Below are 18,068 nucleotides of genomic sequence, written 5' to 3'. Positions count from 1 at the left end.
AGTATGAAAATTCTTAAAAAAATAATCATTTACGGATTGATTTTCTTCGGAATTTCAGTCCTTTTTGTTTGGTGGGCAAATCATAAAATAGAAACTGAAACCAAAGATTTTGTCACGTACGATGTCCAAAAAATACCCAACAAAAAAATAGGTTTACTTTTAGGAACTGGTAAATTCCTGAGCAACGGCATAGAAAATGCCTACTTTTTCAACCGAATTGATGCCGCAGAACAACTCTACAAATCTGGGAAAATAAAATACATCTTAATTAGCGGAGATAATTCTATCAAAGATTATAGCGAACCTGAAGACATACAAGCAGAATTGATAAAAAGAGGAATTCCTGCTGATAAAATTGTGTTGGATTTTGCAGGTTTCAGAACATTAGATTCTGTAGTTAGAGCCAAAGAAATTTTCGGACAAAATTCTTTTATCATTATTTCGCAAAAATTTCACAACGAAAGAGCAGTTTTCCTTGCGCAACACTACGGAATAAAAGCTTACGGTTTCAATGCAAAAGACGTGAATAAATATTTTGGCATTAAAACAAAAATCAGAGAATATTTTGCCAGAGCTAAAGTTTTTATAGATTTTCTTTTGGAAGTTGAGCCGAAATTTGGCGGGAAGAAAGTGGAGATTAAATGATAGAAAAATATTACTACAAAAATCAATTGTACATTATTGCTTTAATTTTTATTGGAGTATTAATTTCCTCATATTTCTACTTTCATCACAAAAAAATTGAGCAGAATAATAATTTTATTACTACAACAATATTAGATCTTAGTTGTGGTGGATTCAAAAGAAATTCTATAATCAAAGTTATCATAAATAATAAAGATTATTATATTGAAATAGGAAATTGTAAATCAAAGAAAAAATTTGACAAAGTAAATGTTTTATACGACGAAACTTTTGATAAGTATTTTATTTCTGGAAGGTCAGAAAAAAACATTAGACAAATAAAATTTCTATCAATTTTTCTTATTATTTATCTTTTTCCTTGGAAAAAAATATTTCATAATATAAAATTTAAAAAATATTAAACTTCAAGAAATTTCTTGAAGTTTTTTCTTTTCCGTATTTTTGCTCCACTTTACAATCAATTATCAACCATCATTTATCAATCATAAAAAAATGTCAAGAATCCTCACCGGAATACAAGCAACAGGAACTCCACATTTAGGAAATCTTTTGGGAGCCATCATTCCTGCCATAGAATTATCTAAAAAATCTGAAAACGAATCGTTTTTGTTTATAGCTAATATGCATTCTTTAACCCAAATTAAAAATGCTGAAGAACTAAAACAAAACACTTACGAAATTGCTGCAGCTTGGTTAGCTTGTGGTTTAGACACCGAAAAAACCTATTTCTACAGACAATCTGATATTCCTGAAGTTTGTGAACTTTCTTGGTATTTGTCTTGCTTTTTCCCGTATTCTAGATTGCAATTGGCGCATTCTTTCAAGGATAAAGCAGACCGATTAGAAGATGTAAATGCTGGACTTTTCACCTATCCTATGTTGATGGCGGCAGATATTTTATTGTACGATGCTGAAATAGTTCCGGTTGGGAAAGACCAATTGCAGCATTTGGAAATGGCAAGAGATGTTGGTGCAAGATTTAATAATCAAATGGGTGAAGTTTTTGTGCTTCCACAAGCTGAATTACAAAAAGATACGAAATACGTTCCGGGAACTGATGGAAACAAAATGTCTAAATCTAGAGGAAACATTATCAATATTTTCTTGGCAGACAAAGCTTTGAAAAAACAAATCATGTCTATCGAAACAGATTCTACACCTTTAGAAGAACCGAAAAACCCTGATACTTGTAAAGTTTTTGCCATTTATTCTTTATTGGCCAATGAAACCCAAGTTGCAGAAATGCGCGCTAAATATTTGGGTGGAAATTACGGTTACGGACATGCAAAAACTGAATTATTGAATTTAATTCTAGAAAATTTCAAAACAGAAAGAGAAAAATTCAATTATTATATGAACAATCTTTCTGAACTAGACGCCAAATTACAAGAAGGTGCAGAAAAAACCAGAAAAATAGCAGCTGAAACTTTAAAAAGAGTACGACTTAGTTTAGGAATGTAATTTGTATATTTGTGTTAAAACAAACACAAATAATGTCACACAAAAAACTAAATGAATGGAATGCTACTGCCATTTGCGGAAACGACATTACCTCATCTGTACTGTACGTTTCTGCACTTACGATTGGCGTAGCTGGTCAATATGCGTGGATTGCCCTTTTGATGGTAGCGGGAACGCTCTTTCTTTTTAGAAAAATCTATGGCGAAGTAGTAGGTGCACTTCCTCTAAATGGTGGCGCATACAATGTACTACTTAATTCTTCCTCCAAAAGTAATGCAGCACTAGCAGCTACACTTACCATTTTGTCTTATATGGCAACTGCCGTAATTTCTGCAAGCGAAGGAATGCACTATCTGCATCATATTTTCCCAAGTTTCAATGTAATTTGGGCTACCTTTTTCTTATTACTTTTCTTTTTGGGAATTACCATTTTAGGAATTTCCGAAAGTGCCATTGTAGCATTGGTAATTTTTGTTTTTCATATGGTTTCAATGCTCGTTTTGGTCATATTTTCAGTTTACTTTATTGCCAATAATGGTTTAGATATTCTTATCCAAAACTGGAAAATGCCATTACAATCTGGCGGAATTCTTAAGGCTTTAATCTTGGGCTTCAGTGCTGCCATGCTCGGAATTTCTGGATTTGAAAGTTCTGCCAATTTTGTAGAAGAACAAGACAAAGGCGTTTTCCCGAAAACGCTAAAAAATATGTGGATTGCTGTTTCTGTTCTTAATCCTTTGATGGCCATTTTAGCCATTTCGATTATGCCGCTTTCTGAGGTAAACGAATATAAAAATTCTTTTCTTTCTCATATGGCAGAACTTACGGGAGGAAAATATTTGGCTACACTTATTTCTATAAATGCAGTTACTGTTCTCAGCGGCGCGGTTCTTACCTCTTTTGTTGGGGTAAATGGTTTAATTAAAAGAATGACACTAGATAGAATTCTCCCAAACTATTTCTTAAAGGAAAACAAAAAAGGAAGCACTTATAGAATATTGGCTTTATTCTTCTTGTTATGCATTTCGGTTTTATTTGTAACCAAAGGAGAGATAGGGCCATTGGCTGGCGTTTACGCTTTGTCATTCTTAACGGTTATGGCGTTTTTTGCAGTTGGTAATATCTTGTTAAAACTAAGAAGAACCAAATTACCTAGGCCAGAAATTGCAAGCCCGTTTTCTGTTTTAATTGCATTAATTGCTGTAGTTATTGCCATATATGGAACTATAGTTTCTAATCCTAAATATTTAGTGACTTTCCTTACGTATTTTGTGCCTTCTATTTTAATTATCTCAGCAATGTTGGCGAGAAAAGACATTATGGTTTTTATGGCAAAAGTTTTAAATTCTGTTCAAGGTAAGTATAGAAAGCACACCGTTATGAGCGAAAGATCTTTATATAATTCTATAAAAAAATTAACCAAACAACAATTTGTTTTCTTTTCTAAAGGTGATGACATAGCATCTCTGAACAAGGTGATGATGTACTTACATGAAAATGAAACTACCAACAAAATAAAAATAGTTTCAGTATTAAAAGAATATCAAAAACCTACAGAACAATTTTTGGTAGATTTTGACGCGCTAGACAGAGCCTATCCCGAAGTTGATATGGAATACATTATAGAACAAGGTGAATTCACCCCTGAAAAAGTAGATGAACTCAGTAAACGATGGAATATTCCTAAAAATTTTATGTTTATATCTTCACCTGGCGATAGATTTAGCCACAGAGTAGAAGATTTAGGTGGCGTTAGATTAATTTTATAAAAAACAAATCCCTTTCTCAATTTTTGAAAGGGATTAATTTTATAAATAACTTCTAATTTCTTCTAATTTTTGGACGATTATCAAGCCTTCTTCAGTTTTGTTTTCTAGCAAAGCATTAAAGAAAATTACTTCAATTCCGAAATTCTGAGCGCCTTCGATATCTGCAATCCAATCATCACCAATGAGAATAGATTCTGACTTTTCTGCTTTAGCTTGGTTAAGTGCGTAATCAAAAATCCTAAGGTTGGGTTTTCTCACATTTACATCATCTGCACTAGTCACCGTATCTACATATTTTCTGATGCCAGAACCGTCAATTTTTCGGTGAGTAACTTCGTGGAAACCGTTTGATATAATATGAATTGTATAGTTTTTAGATTTTAAATACTCCAAAATTTCAATACTTCCTTCCACTAATTCATTATAAGCAATGATTTCATCTAAAAACTGATGCTCAAAAATCTGAGCTAGTTCAAAATCATCTACATCAAAATGCAAAAAAGTATCATAAAAACGATGCTTTCTAAGGTATTCTTTATTTATTTTTTCGTCTCTAATGAGCTCCCAAAGATGTTCATTGATTTCATCATACTTGGCATGAAAATCTTCAAATTTTATTTGAAATTTCTCTTGAATCTGATATTTTTTGAAAAGTTTTTCTAGGGTAAGTTTAGCGTTTTTACGATGGTCCCAGAGTGTATTATCTAGGTCAAAAAAAATGTGCCTTATGTTTTTCATAGGGCACAAATTTAAGTAAAATAAATTTTTAATTTAATTTTTAGAAACTATAAATCTTTGATGATTTGTCTTTATCACTACAATGGATTTTGAAAAACTCAATAAAAAATCAATAGTAGATTTTTTGGGCATCAGAATCGGATTTTTAAGAGGGTAATTTTTTTTCATAGGCTTAATTTGGTTGTTTACTTACATAACGAAACTGCCTAATATTTATTGTATTACCTTGTTAAAATTATTTGATGATCCTCCATTATTTTTCTCATATTAATTAGCGCATAGCGCACTCTACCTAATGTGGTATTAATACTGGTATTGGTTTGCTCTGCAATTTCTTTGAAACTTAACCCATCAAAAAAACGCAATCTAATCACTTCTTGTTGATTCTCTGGTAAAAACAATGTAATCTTCATTAAATCTTCATAAATCTGATTGGTGACCAATCTATCTTCTATGTTTTCTTCGGTTTCTCTCAACAAATCGAATATGGAAAATTCATCATTTTCGTAGGTGGTTTCAGAGATTTTTACGTATTTATTCTTTAGTCTAAAATGGTCAATGATTAGATTATGAGCAATTCTTTTTGCCCAAAGTATAAATTTACCATCATCATTATATCTTCCTTCTTTTAAGGAAATAATGATTTTCACAAAAGTATCTTGGAAGAGGTCATTTGCTAATTCTTCATCCATTATTTTATAGAAAATGAATGAATAGAGTTCTTTTTTATTTCTCCTAATTAATTCAGATAAGGCGCTTTCGTCACCTTGCTGGTATTTAGCAATGAGTAAACTGTCTGTAAGTAGTGTAGTAGCCATAACTTTACTTCATTATAATAGAAAACGAGCAGCTAAGCAAGTTTTCTCGGTTTTTAGTGGTTTATTAAATGAAGTAAATTTTGATCTATAGTATATGGTTTACTGTTATTAATGACAAATTTATAAAAATTGTAACAATATCAAAACAAATTTTCAGAAATTTACTAAAATGACTGATATTATTTTCTTAATTATTCTAAAACTACTAATGGAATATTAATGCTAAAATTAAAATTAAGCCCTTTTAGCTCCTTACCATTAAGTAATTGATGACCATAATTAATGGCATAACCCCCAGTAAAATCTACAATCCCAAAAAGAGAAACACCTGCTTTTGGCGCTATATATTTATTGGTAGTTTCTGCTCCTAAAAGAAAATAATAAGAATGTTTAATGTCGTCATTTTTACTGAAATTTAAAAGCACATCTCCCTGAATTTTTGGCAAAACCATCAATTTACGATGTACAGAGCCCACTAAAGCCGAACCAGAAAGTCTGTATATTACATCATCTTTTTTTAAGAAAATAAATCTTGCTCCCAACTCTCCGAAACTTTGATTTTGATATTGATATCCTGCAAAAATGGTAGGATGTGTAGTAATCTGAGCTTTAGAAAAACTAGAAAACACAATCAGGAAATAGAATAATATATATTTTTTGAAATTCATCTTAAATTTTTGTGTAAAAATAAGAAAACCGCTCATAAATGAACGGTTTATCTGCTATAAATTTAATGAACTCTTATAATCCAAAAGCTTTTTTCACATCTTCTACTCGGTCTAGTTTTTCCCAAGTAAAAAACTCTAGATTGTCTAGAGTAAGTTCGTTCTTTTGTCCTTTATTAAAAGTTTTACTTGCTACATAGTAATCTCTTCCCATGTGTCCGTAAGCTGCAGTCTCTTGATAAATTGGGTTTCTTAATTTCAAATTTTGCTCAATTGCATAAGGTCTTAGGTCAAATAATTCTTGAACTTTTTTGGCTAATTCGCCATCATTAATCTGTACTTTAGAAGTTCCATAAGTGTTAATGAATAAACCACAAGGTTCTGCTACACCAATCGCATAAGAAACTTGCACCAAAACTTCATCTGCTACACCTGCTGCAACTAGGTTTTTAGCAATATGTCTGGTAGCATAAGCAGCACTTCTGTCTACTTTAGACGGGTCTTTACCTGAGAAAGCACCACCACCGTGAGCACCTTTACCACCGTAAGTATCTACAATAATTTTTCTTCCTGTAAGACCCGTATCACCATGAGGCCCACCAATTACAAATTTACCAGTTGGGTTGATATGGTATTTAATTTGGTCATTAAATAATGCTTGAATTTCTGGTTTTTGTTGAGCAACTACTCTAGGGATAAGAATTTCTACAATATCTTTTCTGATTTTTGCAAGCATTTCTTCATCTTCTGCAAAATCATCGTGCTGAGTAGAAACTACAATTGCATCAATTCTCTGTGGTTTATGATCATCAGAATATTCTATAGTAACCTGAGATTTAGCATCTGGGCGAAGATAAGTAATTTCTTTACCTTCTCTTCTGATGGCAGACAATTCTCTAAGAATAGAATGAGCTAAATCTAAAGCAAGTGGCATATAATTATCAGTTTCATTGGTTGCATAACCAAACATCATTCCTTGATCTCCTGCACCTTGTGCATTAGCCTTGGTTTCAAAATCTGCTTCACCAGAAACTCTGTCTACACCTTGGTTAATATCTGGAGACTGTTCATGGATAGCTGAAATCACGCCACAAGAATCGCCATTAAACATGTATTCTCCTTTGGTGTAACCAATCCCATTGATTACTTCTCTAGCAATACTTTGCACGTCTAGATAAGCTTCTGACTTTACTTCACCTGCCAAAACCACTTGACCAGTAGTTACTAAAGTTTCGCAGGCTACTTTAGACGTTTTATCATAAGCTAAAAAATTATCGATTAGCGCATCAGAAATCTGGTCTGCTACTTTGTCTGGATGTCCTTCTGAAACGGATTCAGATGTGAATAAATAAGGCATATTCTTCTTTTTTCAATAATTAAGATTAATATTATTCAGCAGAAAAAAAGATAAAGAAAGCCACCAAGAACTAAAAAGAAATTATCTGTTTTAGCATTTTTTATTGAGGTTGCAATCAGTCCAAATTTTTCCTCTGAAATTTGAGTTGCAAAATTACAGAGTATTTTTCTAATTTCAAAATAGTTATGAAAAAAGCTCTGCAAATTTAGCAGAGCTTGTGATTATTGTGGGCTTATCATTACAAAATCCTGAGGCTGTTCGTTATAATTCAATTTATTAGCCATTGATTTTCTAATAGAACCTACCAATTCATCTAAAATCTTTTGCTTGTAGGTAGGTTTATAATAAATTAAACTGATTTCTCTATAAGGAAATGGTTTTTTGAAATGATGTATTTTATCCTTTTGATCATCCGAGAGCTGTGACACTGCCAATTCTGGCAAAACGGTAAGTCCACCAATTTTATCTACCATGTGAATAAGTGTATTGATATTAGAAGCCATAAAATCTAGATTTTTAGGCTTTAATGAATTTTCTTTGAGATGGCATATATTCTCAAACTGCGTTCTAAGACAGTTGCCTTCTTCTAATAACCATACTTTGTTTACATCTACGTCACTAGGCATTATAAACTCATCGTCATTATCTTTTGCTATTTTTTGTGCAGAATAGACCATTAATTCTTCATTGAAAAGGAAATCTGCAAAAAACTCATCCGCCTCTGCGTATGGGGTAGAAATAATTCCCGCATCTAACTCTCCTGACTTTAATGCTTTGATGACATTTTCCGTGGTCATTTCTTTCACATTCAATTCAATTTTTGGATTATTGGATAAAAACTCAAAAATTTCTACCGGAAGAATGAAACTAGAAACTGTAGGAATAATTCCTAAATTAATTTTACCAGCCAAAACATTGTTTAGAATGCTCGCTTTATTTTTAAGTTCCATCACAGAATCTACTACCACTCTTGCTTGCTCTATAATTTGCGCTCCGATATCTGTAGTTCTGATAGGATGAGTGGTTCTGTCAAAAATTTTAACCTCCATTTCATCCTCAAACTTCTGTATCATAGCACTTAAAGTAGGCTGTGTTATAAAACACGCTTGTGCAGCTTTACCAAAATGCTTATATTTATCTACTGCTATTAGATATTCTAGTTGTTGAATATTCATAAATATGTATAATTTCTATTACAAATATAGAGAAGAACCACGAATTAAACTAATTTTATTAGTTTATTTATGTTAAGATTTTATTTGTAAAAACTAATTGATTTAATTCATTAATTATTCTTTGAATTCTAATTTATTCCTCTTAATTTTATCATTTGATTTTTCATAAAAAATTGATCAGTAAAAATGAGCAAAAAACTAACCAATTCATCAGGAATACCCTATTTTGAGCATCAAGATTCTCAAACTGTAGGTGCTAGAGGACCTGTACTTCTTCAAGATTTCATCCTTCAAGAAAACTTGGCGCATTTTGTTAGAGAAAGAATTCCAGAGAGAGTAGTTCATGCTAAAGGAACTGGTGCTTATGGAAAATTTACAATTACCAATGACATCACAAAATACACAAGAGCAAAATTGTTTTCTAAAATCGGAAATACTTGCAAGATGTTTGCCCGATTTTCTACTGTAGGAGGAGAAAAAGGAAGCGCAGACACCGCTAGAGACCCAAGAGGTTTTGCTCTGAAGTTTTATACCGAAGACGGAAATTGGGATTTGGTGGGCAATAATACGCCTGTTTTCTTTATAAAAGATGCCAAAAAATTCCCAGATTTCATCCATACTCAAAAAAGACATCCAAAAACTAACCTAAAATCTCATACCATGATGTGGGATTTTTGGAGCTTAAATCCAGAAAGCCTTCATCAAGTTCTCATTTTGATGAGCGATAGAGGCACACCATTTGGCTACAGACACATGCATGGTTTTGGCTCTCATACTTTCTCTATGATAAATGCTAAAAACGAGAGAGTTTGGGTGAAATTTCATCTAAAAACAAAACAGGGAATCAAAAACTTCACAGATGCCGAAGCTATAAAAATGAGTGGAGAAAACCCTGATTTCGCACAAGAAGACCTATGTAACGCCATAGAAAAAGGAGACTTCCCTAAATGGACGATGTACATCCAAGTAATGACGGAGGAACAAGCTAGAGAATTCAAGTGGAACCCCTTTGACATTACCAAAGTTTGGTTTCAAAGCGAATTTCCTTTGATAGAAGTTGGCGAAATGGAACTTAATGAAATTCCTAGAAATTATTTTGCCCATGTAGAACAATCTGCATTTTCACCGAGCAATCTAATAGATGGCATTAGTTTTTCACCAGATAAAATGCTTCAAGGCAGGTTATTTTCTTATCCGGATGCGCACCGATACAGATTGGGCGTAAATGCACATCAACTAGAAGTTAACCGTTGCCCTTTCCAAGTAAACAACTATCAAAGAGATGGTTACATGGCAAATGCTAAAAATTATGAAGACGCGCCTAATTATTACCCTAATAGTTTTGACGATATAAAACCAGACGCTTCTTACAAAAAATTCGAAGAAGATTTAGACAGCAACTTTGTCGCTCACTTCGATAGAAACGAGGATGATAATGACCACTACACACAACCTGGATTACTTTACACTAAAGCTATGAACACAGAAGAAAGAACTAATCTTGTGAATAACATCATAGGACACATGAATAAAATAGACGGACCAAACAAAGATCTAATAATCAACCGTCAACTGTGTCATTTCTTCAGAGCAAATGTAGAGCTGGGGATGAGAGTAGCCTCTGGACTTAGTGTAAAAATAGACGACAATGTAATGAAACATACTAAATAAAGTGCTATTCTATTTATTGGATACAAACCAAGCAGTATTTGCTTGGTTTTTTTTAAAACAAGTTTAAAAACAAAAAACTTAACATAATATGACTTTTGAAAACATCATTCTTGAAAGACAAGAAAAAATAAGCATCATCACCATCAATAGACCCGAAAGTCTTAATGCACTAAATGGCGCAACAATTTCTGAGCTCAGTTCAGCGTTAGACCTCATAGAAAATGATACAGATTGTAGAGTAATCATCATCACAGGTAGTGGACAAAAATCTTTTGTTGCTGGTGCTGACATCAAAGAATTTTCAGATTTTGGCCAAAATGAAGCCGAACAACTAGCGAGAAATGGTCAAAACTTGCTTTTTAACAAAATTGAAAACCTGAAAAAACCAGTTATTGCAGCTGTAAACGGCTTTGCACTAGGTGGCGGTTTAGAACTTGCAATGTCTTGCCACATAAGGTATGCTTCAGAAAATGCCAAGTTAGGTTTGCCAGAGGTTACTTTGGGCTTAATCCCAGGATACGGCGGAACTCAGCGCTTACCAAAATTAGTAGGGAAAGGGATTGCAAATGAAATGATATTCTCTGCTAAAATGATTAGCGCAGAAAAAGCTAAAGAAATTGGCTTAGTAAACGAAGTTTATCCAATAGAAAATCTTCTACCAAAAACAATAGAACTCGCCTCTATAATCTCTAAAAATTCTCCACAAGGAATCTCCAAAGCTATTGCAGCAGTTAATGCATCTGATAATCAAAACGGTTATGAAATAGAGATAAAATCTTTCGCAGAACTTTTTGAGACTGATGATAAAAAAGAAGGGGTATCAGCATTTATAAACAAAAGAAAACCTAATTTTTAACAAAAAAAATCAGGCTTTAGCACGATTTTTGCATTCATATAATATTATGCATAATAAATTTGATATCGCATATTTGAAGATGGCAAAAGAATGGGCAAAACTCTCTTATTGTCAAAGAAAACAAGTTGGCGCACTTATAGTAAAAGACAGAATGATTATTTCTGATGGCTACAATGGCACGCCATCTGGAGCAGAAAATTGCTGCGAAGACGAAGAAGGAAAAACCCATTGGTACGTATTACACGCCGAAGCCAATGCTATTTTAAAATTAGCTGCAAGTACGCAATCTGCAAAAGGAGCAACTTTGTACCTAACACTATCACCCTGCAAAGAATGCAGTAAACTCATTTTACAAGCGGGTATCAAAAGATTAGTATTTATAGATAAATACTCTGATGAGGAAGGGTTAAATTTTTTACAACAATCAAATGTAGAAATTTTACAAATAGAACAAAACTTTTTATAAAATAAACTAAATCTAAAAACACATTAAAAAACTAGTATTATTCGAAAAACACAATTAAAAAAGAAGAAAAACACAAATGGAATGGAATGAAACGATTGAGAATTTCTCAAACTTTTTGAAGTTTGAAAGAAATTTCTCCGACAACACTCTAGATGCGTACATCAGAGACATTAGAAAATTTAAAACTTATGCTGAAGAAAATTTAGAGAGTGCTAAACCAAAAACTATAAGTTATGAAGACTTACAGGAATATTTGGTTCAACAATCCAAACAAAAAATCAGTGAAAGAACACAAGCTAGATGGATCTCATCTATTAAATCTTTCTTTAAATTTTTATTAGAAGAAGAAATCAGAGAAGATAATCCCGCCACTCTACTAGAAGGCCCTAAATTAGGCCTCTACTTGCCTGACACGCTAAGCACAGAAGACATTGAAAGAATCACAAAAAGCATAGATATAAGCACAGACTTGGGAATTAGAAACCAATGCATGATTGAAGTTTTATACGGATGTGGACTTCGAGTTTCTGAATTAATTGACTTAAAAATATCTGACATTAATTTCAAAGAAGGGTTTATCAAAGTAGAAGGAAAAGGAAAAAAAATAAGATTTGTACCTTTGGCAAAATACACTTCTAAACTAATCAAGAATTATATAGAAAATGTAAGAATCAATAATAAAATCAATAAAAAATACGAAGACATTCTATTTTTGAACAGCAGAGGCTCTGCTATGTCGCGTGTTATTGTTTTTATTATCATCAAAGAATTGGCCGAAAAAGCTGGAATTAGAAAAAACATTTCTCCGCATACATTCCGTCATTCCTTTGCAACTCATTTACTTCAGAATGGTGCAGATTTACGTTTTATACAAGAAATGCTTGGTCATTCTAGCATTACTACCACAGAAATTTACACCCATTTAAAAACAGAAGAGTTGCACGATGTGATTTTAAAATATCACCCTAGAAATATATGAAACACTTAAAATTTTGTCCAAAGTGTGGTAAAGAATCTCTCATCTTTGATGGAGACAAAAAATTTTCTTGTAGTCATTGCGATTTTGTAATGTATCATAACTGTGCTGCAGCAGTAGCAGTAGTGATAAAATGTGGTGACGAAATTTTTTTAACCAAAAGAAATCAAAATCCTAAACTTGGAAAACTAGATTTAGCTGGAGGCTTTACAGACCCTAAAGAAAGCGCTGAAGAAACCTGTACTAGGGAACTTTGGGAAGAACTGAGACTAGAAATAGACACCAAAAAACTTAAATTTCTGATGAGTTTGCCCAATGTCTATCACTACAAAGAAATAGACTATAACACTCTGGATTTATTTTTCGAATATGAAGTAGAAGAAAAATTTGAAGTAAAAAAATTAGAACTCCACGAAATTTCTGAAACCATTTGGGTTAAAAAATCAGAAATTAATCTGGATGATATTGCGTTTGATTCTCAAAGAAAATTTTTTGAATCTTACCTATAAAAAACATAAAGCTCCAAAAATTGGAGCTTTTTTTATATTTAGAATTTACCAGATTTCTGTAATTGTTTGAAATAATCATTAAAAACCTTTCTTTGTGCATCAGTAAGGTCTGCTTCCGGATGCATTGGCAAATATCCTTTTAAAGGCATTTCTTTGCTTTCCACGGTTTCCATAATGTCGTCTATGATGTGATTTTTTTGGTCTGTATTATAGGTAGTCCAAATAGAGAAATTTACTCTTTCTCTACCTTCGTTGATATGATGCTTCACAGACCAAGAAATAGGCGCTACATAAGCATATTTAGGATATTTCACCTCATTAGAATGGCAATCGTAGCACGCATTTTTTAGAATTTGCACTACTTCTTTTGGTGGTTTTATAACATCTACAAAATTCTGAGTTTTATCTACGGGCTTGTTGGTTCTATCAATCGGGATGAGCTGTATCGCCACAAAAATCCCTAATATCCAAAATATTACTTTTTTCATTTTTTATTTTATTTCCCAATCTTCTTCTATAGTCCAGAGTGGTCTCACTTCTATTGTTTTTTCAAAAATATAAATTGGCTCTGCTAAAATATTATTTGCAAAGTCAGCTTCATCCCAAGTTCCGTTTTCGTTTTCATCAACTTTTATTCTTGCAATATAAACCGCTGGTTTTAAATTGGTGAAAGAAACCATATCATCATTGGTATATCTAGAATACAGCACCTCTCCTTTTTCATTGGTTAATTCTACCCAAAACATAGATTTTGGTTTATTTATAAATTTCTTTATCACAAAACCGCCATAATTTTCTGGCTTGTCTGCTTGAAATTCGAATTTATACGACTTAAGAATCCCTTCAAAATAAGATTTCACAGAGCCTTTAATTACAGTCAACGCATATTTTTTAGTTAGTTTAAAATCCGCTGAAACTAATATGTTGTAAGGATTTTTCTCTGAAATTTTAGCATTGAAATTCACTGCCACGCTATCAGATTCCAGCTTCCAATCTTTAGTATCAATTGATTGAAGTGGAAGATTAGCCGTAATTTTAAAATATTGACTAGGAACAAGAAGGCTTCCTTCTTTATTTTCTATTTTGAATTCATCTTTCACTGGTTTATAATAAACCCTTACAGTATCTTGTTTTTGAGAAGTATCAAAACTAAAATCCAATTGCGTACTGGCTTTAGGATCAAATTTATTTTGAGCATCATTAAACCAAATATATACGGTGTCAGATTTGGGCTGGTGTTCAATTTTATATTCTGACAGTTGCGGAGAAATAGATTTGACGTCTATTTTTTCAGGATTTCCTTCGAAGGCCAATATTGCTCCACCAAAAATTGGTTTAGATTCTATAAATTTAAATGCTTTTTTAGAAGGGTATAATTTTAATTTTACGCCTTTCACATTATCAGAAACGGTGATTTTATCTTTCAGAAAACCCACTTTTTCTTTACCCGCATCATAAATAGAGTTTTGATTTTCGTCATCAAAAGCAATGATAATATAATCACCTTTTTGCAGATAATTGAGTTCAAAATAATTTTCTTCATCTACTTTTGCGATATAACTTGGCTTTTGCTTAAAGTCTGTTTTACCGTCTATTATAGGATATAATCCTACCACATATTTATTGTCTTTAGCGGTTTCGTTTTTCTTTTTAAAAGCCATGGCATCTTCTACCGTTCCGCTGATGTAGGTGTCATCTATCTTATCACCCGTAGAAAAAGCAAAATTAAAATATGGTAAAATATTTCCTTCATTATTATCTACAATGGCATTCCCGAAATTAAAATTATAGGTAGTATTGGCTTTCAGAGAATCTTCCCACTGAATCAGAACATATTTATTGGCAAGATTAGAAGGAATTACTTTTTTATATTTGATGGGCGGAGAAATAATTAAATTCTTGCTGACATCTTTCAGCATTACGTATTCATCAAAATCTAGACGAAGTTCTTTAATGTTTCTAGGAACATTAATTCTGGTAGTATCAATATTAGAACTTAAAAATTTGGGCGCTAATGAATCTTTTGTACCACCATCTGGCGAACCAACTCTGGCACAAGAAACCACCACGAAACTGATTAAGAGAAGAAAAAATATTTTTTTCATTAATGAAATTTGAGCAAAATTAAGAATACCTTTTCTATTAATAAAATAAGTTGTGAAAGTTTATGATTTTTTAGTTTCAAACTCCTGCGTTCTGGTCTCGAAATCAAATTTTATGGTTCTGAACTCATCTTTTGAGGTCTCCAACCTATATTTTGCGGTTCTTTAATAGAAATTATACCTTACTTAACCTATAATTTACGGTCTTAGACCCGGATTTTGGGGTTCCGAACCCCAAATTTTAGGTTAAACAACCCCAACTGAATACTTCAGAACCTATCTGGAATATTCTTGAACGTATCTGGATTAGTATTTTGAAGGTTGAGATAAGTAAAAAACACGTCCGAAAGAGTAAAAAATATATTAGAAGGAGTAAATGATGAATCTATATATTAAATAACTCAAAATAGTTTACTTTTTTACTCAGTTACATCTCCTGAAACTTCTTTTGGCTCAGAAATTTCTTTTGGTTGTTCTTTTTCATCACTCAGAACTTTTGCTAATTTTTCTTTTTCAGGTGGAAAATCCTCAAAAAGCCCCGAAAGCGCCAATGCAGAATACACTCTACCAGAAAACCTATTCCCGATGGCAATAATGGTGACTTTAGATTTTAATAAATGTGAAAAAGAAGAATTACTACCGTGCCACCAACCGTTATGATAAATTAATCTTTCGCCGTTGTCAAAATTCTTCATTCTAAAACCCATTCCGTAATTGTTTACACCAGGTCTTTCGTTACTGTAAGGTTGAAAAATAGAATCTTTGAGGCTTTTTCTTAAAAATTTTTCAGAAAACATCGCTTTAGAAAAATTAAGCAAATCTCTTGGCGTGGTGTAACAGTTTTTATCACCATAAATCCAATCTAACTTATCATTAGGAAAAAGTTTGTTTCCTCTATTATAAAAAGATTGAGCCGCTCTAAGAGAATCTTTCGGTTGAAAAATATAAGAATGTTTCATTTTCAATGGTTGAAAAATCATCTTTTGCATGGCAATAGGAAAAGAATTTTTAGTTACTTTCTCTATAATTAATGCCAAAAGCGCAAAATTGGTGTTACAATACATAAAACCTGTATTGGTATTTCTTGCGAGTTCTGGTTTATTTTTAATGAGTAAATCTAGTACATCTTGATTGGTAAAATATTTGCCATGTGGCGGATTGAGCTTCATTTCATCAATTACATATTCGTATTTTGGGAGACCACTTCTGTGCGTAATTAGATGAAAAACTTCTACTTCAGGATAAGGAAATTTTGGAAAAAAATCGGTTACTTTTTGGTGAAGTTTTATTTTACCCGCTTCTACTAATTTAAGAACCGCCATTGCGGTCAAAGTTTTACTTACAGAAGCTACATGAAGTGGAACATTTTTTGTGATGGGAATTTGGTCATTTTCCTTGGCGTAACCTCTATATTTTTCGAAGAGAATTTTATCACCTTTTGCTACCAAAAAGCCTCCGCTTAATTCTCCTTTTTCCCATACTTTATCATAGTAAAGTTGTAATGTATTTTCGATTTCTGATTCATTAATTAATTTTGAATCTTCTTTGTTGAAAACATCATCTAGCTCTACATTACCATAATTGGGTAAATCATTCTTAAGAGAAGAATTTTCATCTTTTTTACAAGAAACTAAAAGAAAGAAAAGAATTAAAAATGCTACAAATTTCTGCTTCATTTAAAGTATTTTTTAGGTTGGGCAATTTACTATTTTTGACATAAAATTCTAGAAACAGCAAAAACATTAAGATTTTTTTAACAAAATAAATGAAAAATAATTTATTGAATTCTAGATAGAATGTAAAAAATTATCGTAGAATATTGATTTTAATGAAATTTAGAAAACTAATAGAACTTAGCTACTATTTTATCTACGATAAATTGCGCCAATTTTTCTTTGCTTTGATGGGTCCAACCTGCAATGTGCGGTGTAACAATCACTTTTTCTGAAGTGAGCAAAAACTGCAAATCTTCATTATCCAAGGAAGAATCTAAATTTTCAAAAGAAGACTTTTCATATTCTAAAACATCTAATGCAGCTCCCAAAATTTTACCATTTTTAATAGCTTTTACCAAAGCAGAAGTATTCACATTTTTACCTCTAGCAGTATTTACAAAATAGAAATTTTTATTCATTTTAGAGATGAAGTTTTCATCTACAAGATATTTAGTAGAATTGTCTAAAGGAATATGAAGGCTAAGAATATCAGCCTCTTTTTGCAATGTTTCTAATGAAACTTGTGTGGCAAATTCATCTCCTAAATCTGGCAAAATATCGTGAAAAATTACTTTTACCCCAAAACCAGAAAGTCTTTTGGCGGTAGCTTTCCCCATGTTTCCATAACCTATAATTCCGAAAGTTTTACCTAGAAGCTCATCTCCACGATTTTCTTCTCTTTTCCAAATTCCATTTTTAACTTCAATAGAAGCTATGAATAATCTATTCATAAGGATTAGAAGCATTGCTACCACATGTTCTGCCACAGAATCTCTATTGCCTTCTGGAGAATTAATCAATTCTATGCTTAAATCTTTAGCTGCATTTAGGTCTATATTTTCCATTCCAGCACCTACTCTAGCGATAAATTTCAGATTTTTGGCATTTTCTAAAAAGTTCTTATCAAGAGGAATTCTACTTCTGATGATAATTCCGTCATAACGGTCGATTTTTTGTAAAACCTCATCATATGATGAAGTAAAATCTTCTTCCAAAATAAAACCTTTGGCTAGAAGTTGCTCTGTAATTAATGGATGATTATGGTCTAGAAGTAAGATTTTCATTTTTTTTAAAAAAGTAAAATTGTTGATTTGTAAAACCGTAAAATCGTTTATTGAGAAATTAAAAAACACTATAAAACTGCA

General features: G+C 32.1%; 17 protein-coding genes. 8 read left to right on the top strand and 9 right to left on the bottom strand.

The window, feature by feature from the left end:
• Positions 1–3 precede the first annotated feature (3 nt).
• The 3 genes from IEW40_RS07530 (at position 4) to IEW40_RS07520 (ending at position 3,875) form a co-directional block, all read left to right on the top strand.
• Positions 4–645 (top strand): SanA/YdcF family protein, encoded by a 642-nt coding sequence (locus tag IEW40_RS07530; protein ID WP_188617453.1) that lies wholly within the window; start codon positions 4–6, stop codon positions 643–645.
• Positions 646–1,137: 492 nt separating this feature from the next.
• Complete coding sequence (gene trpS, locus IEW40_RS07525) at positions 1,138–2,106, top strand: tryptophan--tRNA ligase (protein WP_188617452.1); 969 nt, start codon at positions 1,138–1,140, stop codon at positions 2,104–2,106.
• A 32-nt stretch (positions 2,107–2,138) separates the two neighbouring features.
• Entirely contained in the window at positions 2,139–3,875 is a 1,737-nt protein-coding gene (locus tag IEW40_RS07520; RefSeq protein WP_188617451.1) for an APC family permease, read from the top strand.
• Between the two features lie 39 nt (positions 3,876–3,914).
• Here the strand turns inward: IEW40_RS07520 and IEW40_RS07515 are convergent, their stop codons facing one another.
• The 5 genes from IEW40_RS07515 to IEW40_RS07495 all read right to left on the bottom strand — a co-directional run bounded on the left by IEW40_RS07515 (position 3,915) and on the right by IEW40_RS07495 (position 8,628).
• A complete protein-coding gene (locus IEW40_RS07515; RefSeq protein WP_188617450.1) occupies positions 3,915–4,613 on the bottom strand; it encodes a YjjG family noncanonical pyrimidine nucleotidase in 699 nt (232 codons plus the stop codon).
• A 221-nt stretch (positions 4,614–4,834) separates the two neighbouring features.
• Positions 4,835–5,431 (bottom strand): RNA polymerase sigma factor, encoded by a 597-nt coding sequence (locus IEW40_RS07510; protein WP_188617449.1) that lies wholly within the window; start codon positions 5,429–5,431, stop codon positions 4,835–4,837.
• A gap of 191 nt (positions 5,432–5,622) precedes the next feature.
• Entirely contained in the window at positions 5,623–6,099 is a 477-nt protein-coding gene (locus IEW40_RS07505; protein ID WP_188617448.1) for a hypothetical protein, read from the bottom strand.
• A 73-nt stretch (positions 6,100–6,172) separates the two neighbouring features.
• A complete protein-coding gene (gene metK, locus IEW40_RS07500; RefSeq protein ID WP_188617447.1) occupies positions 6,173–7,453 on the bottom strand; it encodes a methionine adenosyltransferase in 1,281 nt (426 codons plus the stop codon).
• A gap of 221 nt (positions 7,454–7,674) precedes the next feature.
• Positions 7,675–8,628, bottom strand: coding sequence for a LysR substrate-binding domain-containing protein (locus tag IEW40_RS07495; protein WP_188617446.1), 954 nt, complete (start codon positions 8,626–8,628; stop codon positions 7,675–7,677).
• 186 nt (positions 8,629–8,814) lie between these two features.
• On the opposite strand from IEW40_RS07495, the gene IEW40_RS07490 reads away from it, so the two are divergent.
• The 5 genes from IEW40_RS07490 (at position 8,815) to IEW40_RS07470 (ending at position 13,106) form a co-directional block, all read left to right on the top strand.
• The gene (locus tag IEW40_RS07490) at positions 8,815–10,299 is read left to right on the top strand and encodes a catalase (protein WP_188617445.1); all 1,485 of its coding nucleotides are present in this window, start codon (positions 8,815–8,817) and stop codon (positions 10,297–10,299) included.
• A gap of 88 nt (positions 10,300–10,387) precedes the next feature.
• A complete protein-coding gene (locus tag IEW40_RS07485; RefSeq protein WP_188617444.1) occupies positions 10,388–11,155 on the top strand; it encodes an enoyl-CoA hydratase/isomerase family protein in 768 nt (255 codons plus the stop codon).
• Between the two features lie 46 nt (positions 11,156–11,201).
• The gene (locus IEW40_RS07480) at positions 11,202–11,621 is read left to right on the top strand and encodes a deoxycytidylate deaminase (protein WP_188617443.1); all 420 of its coding nucleotides are present in this window, start codon (positions 11,202–11,204) and stop codon (positions 11,619–11,621) included.
• Positions 11,622–11,697: 76 nt separating this feature from the next.
• Positions 11,698–12,600, top strand: coding sequence for a site-specific tyrosine recombinase XerD (gene xerD, locus IEW40_RS07475; RefSeq protein WP_188617442.1), 903 nt, complete (start codon positions 11,698–11,700; stop codon positions 12,598–12,600).
• Positions 12,597–13,106, top strand: coding sequence for an NUDIX hydrolase (locus IEW40_RS07470; protein ID WP_188617441.1), 510 nt, complete (start codon positions 12,597–12,599; stop codon positions 13,104–13,106). The genes xerD and IEW40_RS07470 overlap by 4 nt, the downstream gene beginning before the upstream one ends.
• A 38-nt stretch (positions 13,107–13,144) precedes the next feature.
• Here IEW40_RS07470 and IEW40_RS07465 read toward each other — a convergent pair whose 3' ends face one another.
• The 4 genes from IEW40_RS07465 to IEW40_RS07450 form a co-directional block, all read right to left on the bottom strand.
• Entirely contained in the window at positions 13,145–13,594 is a 450-nt protein-coding gene (locus IEW40_RS07465; RefSeq protein WP_188617440.1) for a heme-binding domain-containing protein, read from the bottom strand.
• 3 nt (positions 13,595–13,597) lie between these two features.
• The gene (locus tag IEW40_RS07460; RefSeq protein ID WP_188617439.1) at positions 13,598–15,211 is read right to left on the bottom strand and encodes an Ig-like domain-containing domain; all 1,614 of its coding nucleotides are present in this window, start codon (positions 15,209–15,211) and stop codon (positions 13,598–13,600) included.
• Between the two features lie 416 nt (positions 15,212–15,627).
• On the bottom strand, positions 15,628–16,884 hold the full coding sequence (locus tag IEW40_RS07455; RefSeq protein WP_188617438.1) for a serine hydrolase domain-containing protein: 1,257 nt from the start codon (positions 16,882–16,884) through the stop codon (positions 15,628–15,630).
• A gap of 167 nt (positions 16,885–17,051) precedes the next feature.
• Positions 17,052–17,987 carry a 2-hydroxyacid dehydrogenase gene (locus IEW40_RS07450; RefSeq protein WP_188617437.1) on the bottom strand — a complete coding sequence of 312 codons (936 nt, stop codon included), beginning with the start codon at positions 17,985–17,987 and terminating at the stop codon, positions 17,052–17,054.
• Between the last annotated feature and the right edge of the window lie 81 nt (positions 17,988–18,068).

It is taken from the genome of Cloacibacterium rupense, from assembly GCF_014645495.1.
GTDB classification, from domain to species: Bacteria; Bacteroidota; Bacteroidia; order Flavobacteriales; family Weeksellaceae; genus Cloacibacterium; species Cloacibacterium rupense.
The sequence above is the reverse complement of the archived record's forward strand: the minus strand, read 5'-3'. Positions and strand labels throughout refer to the sequence as shown.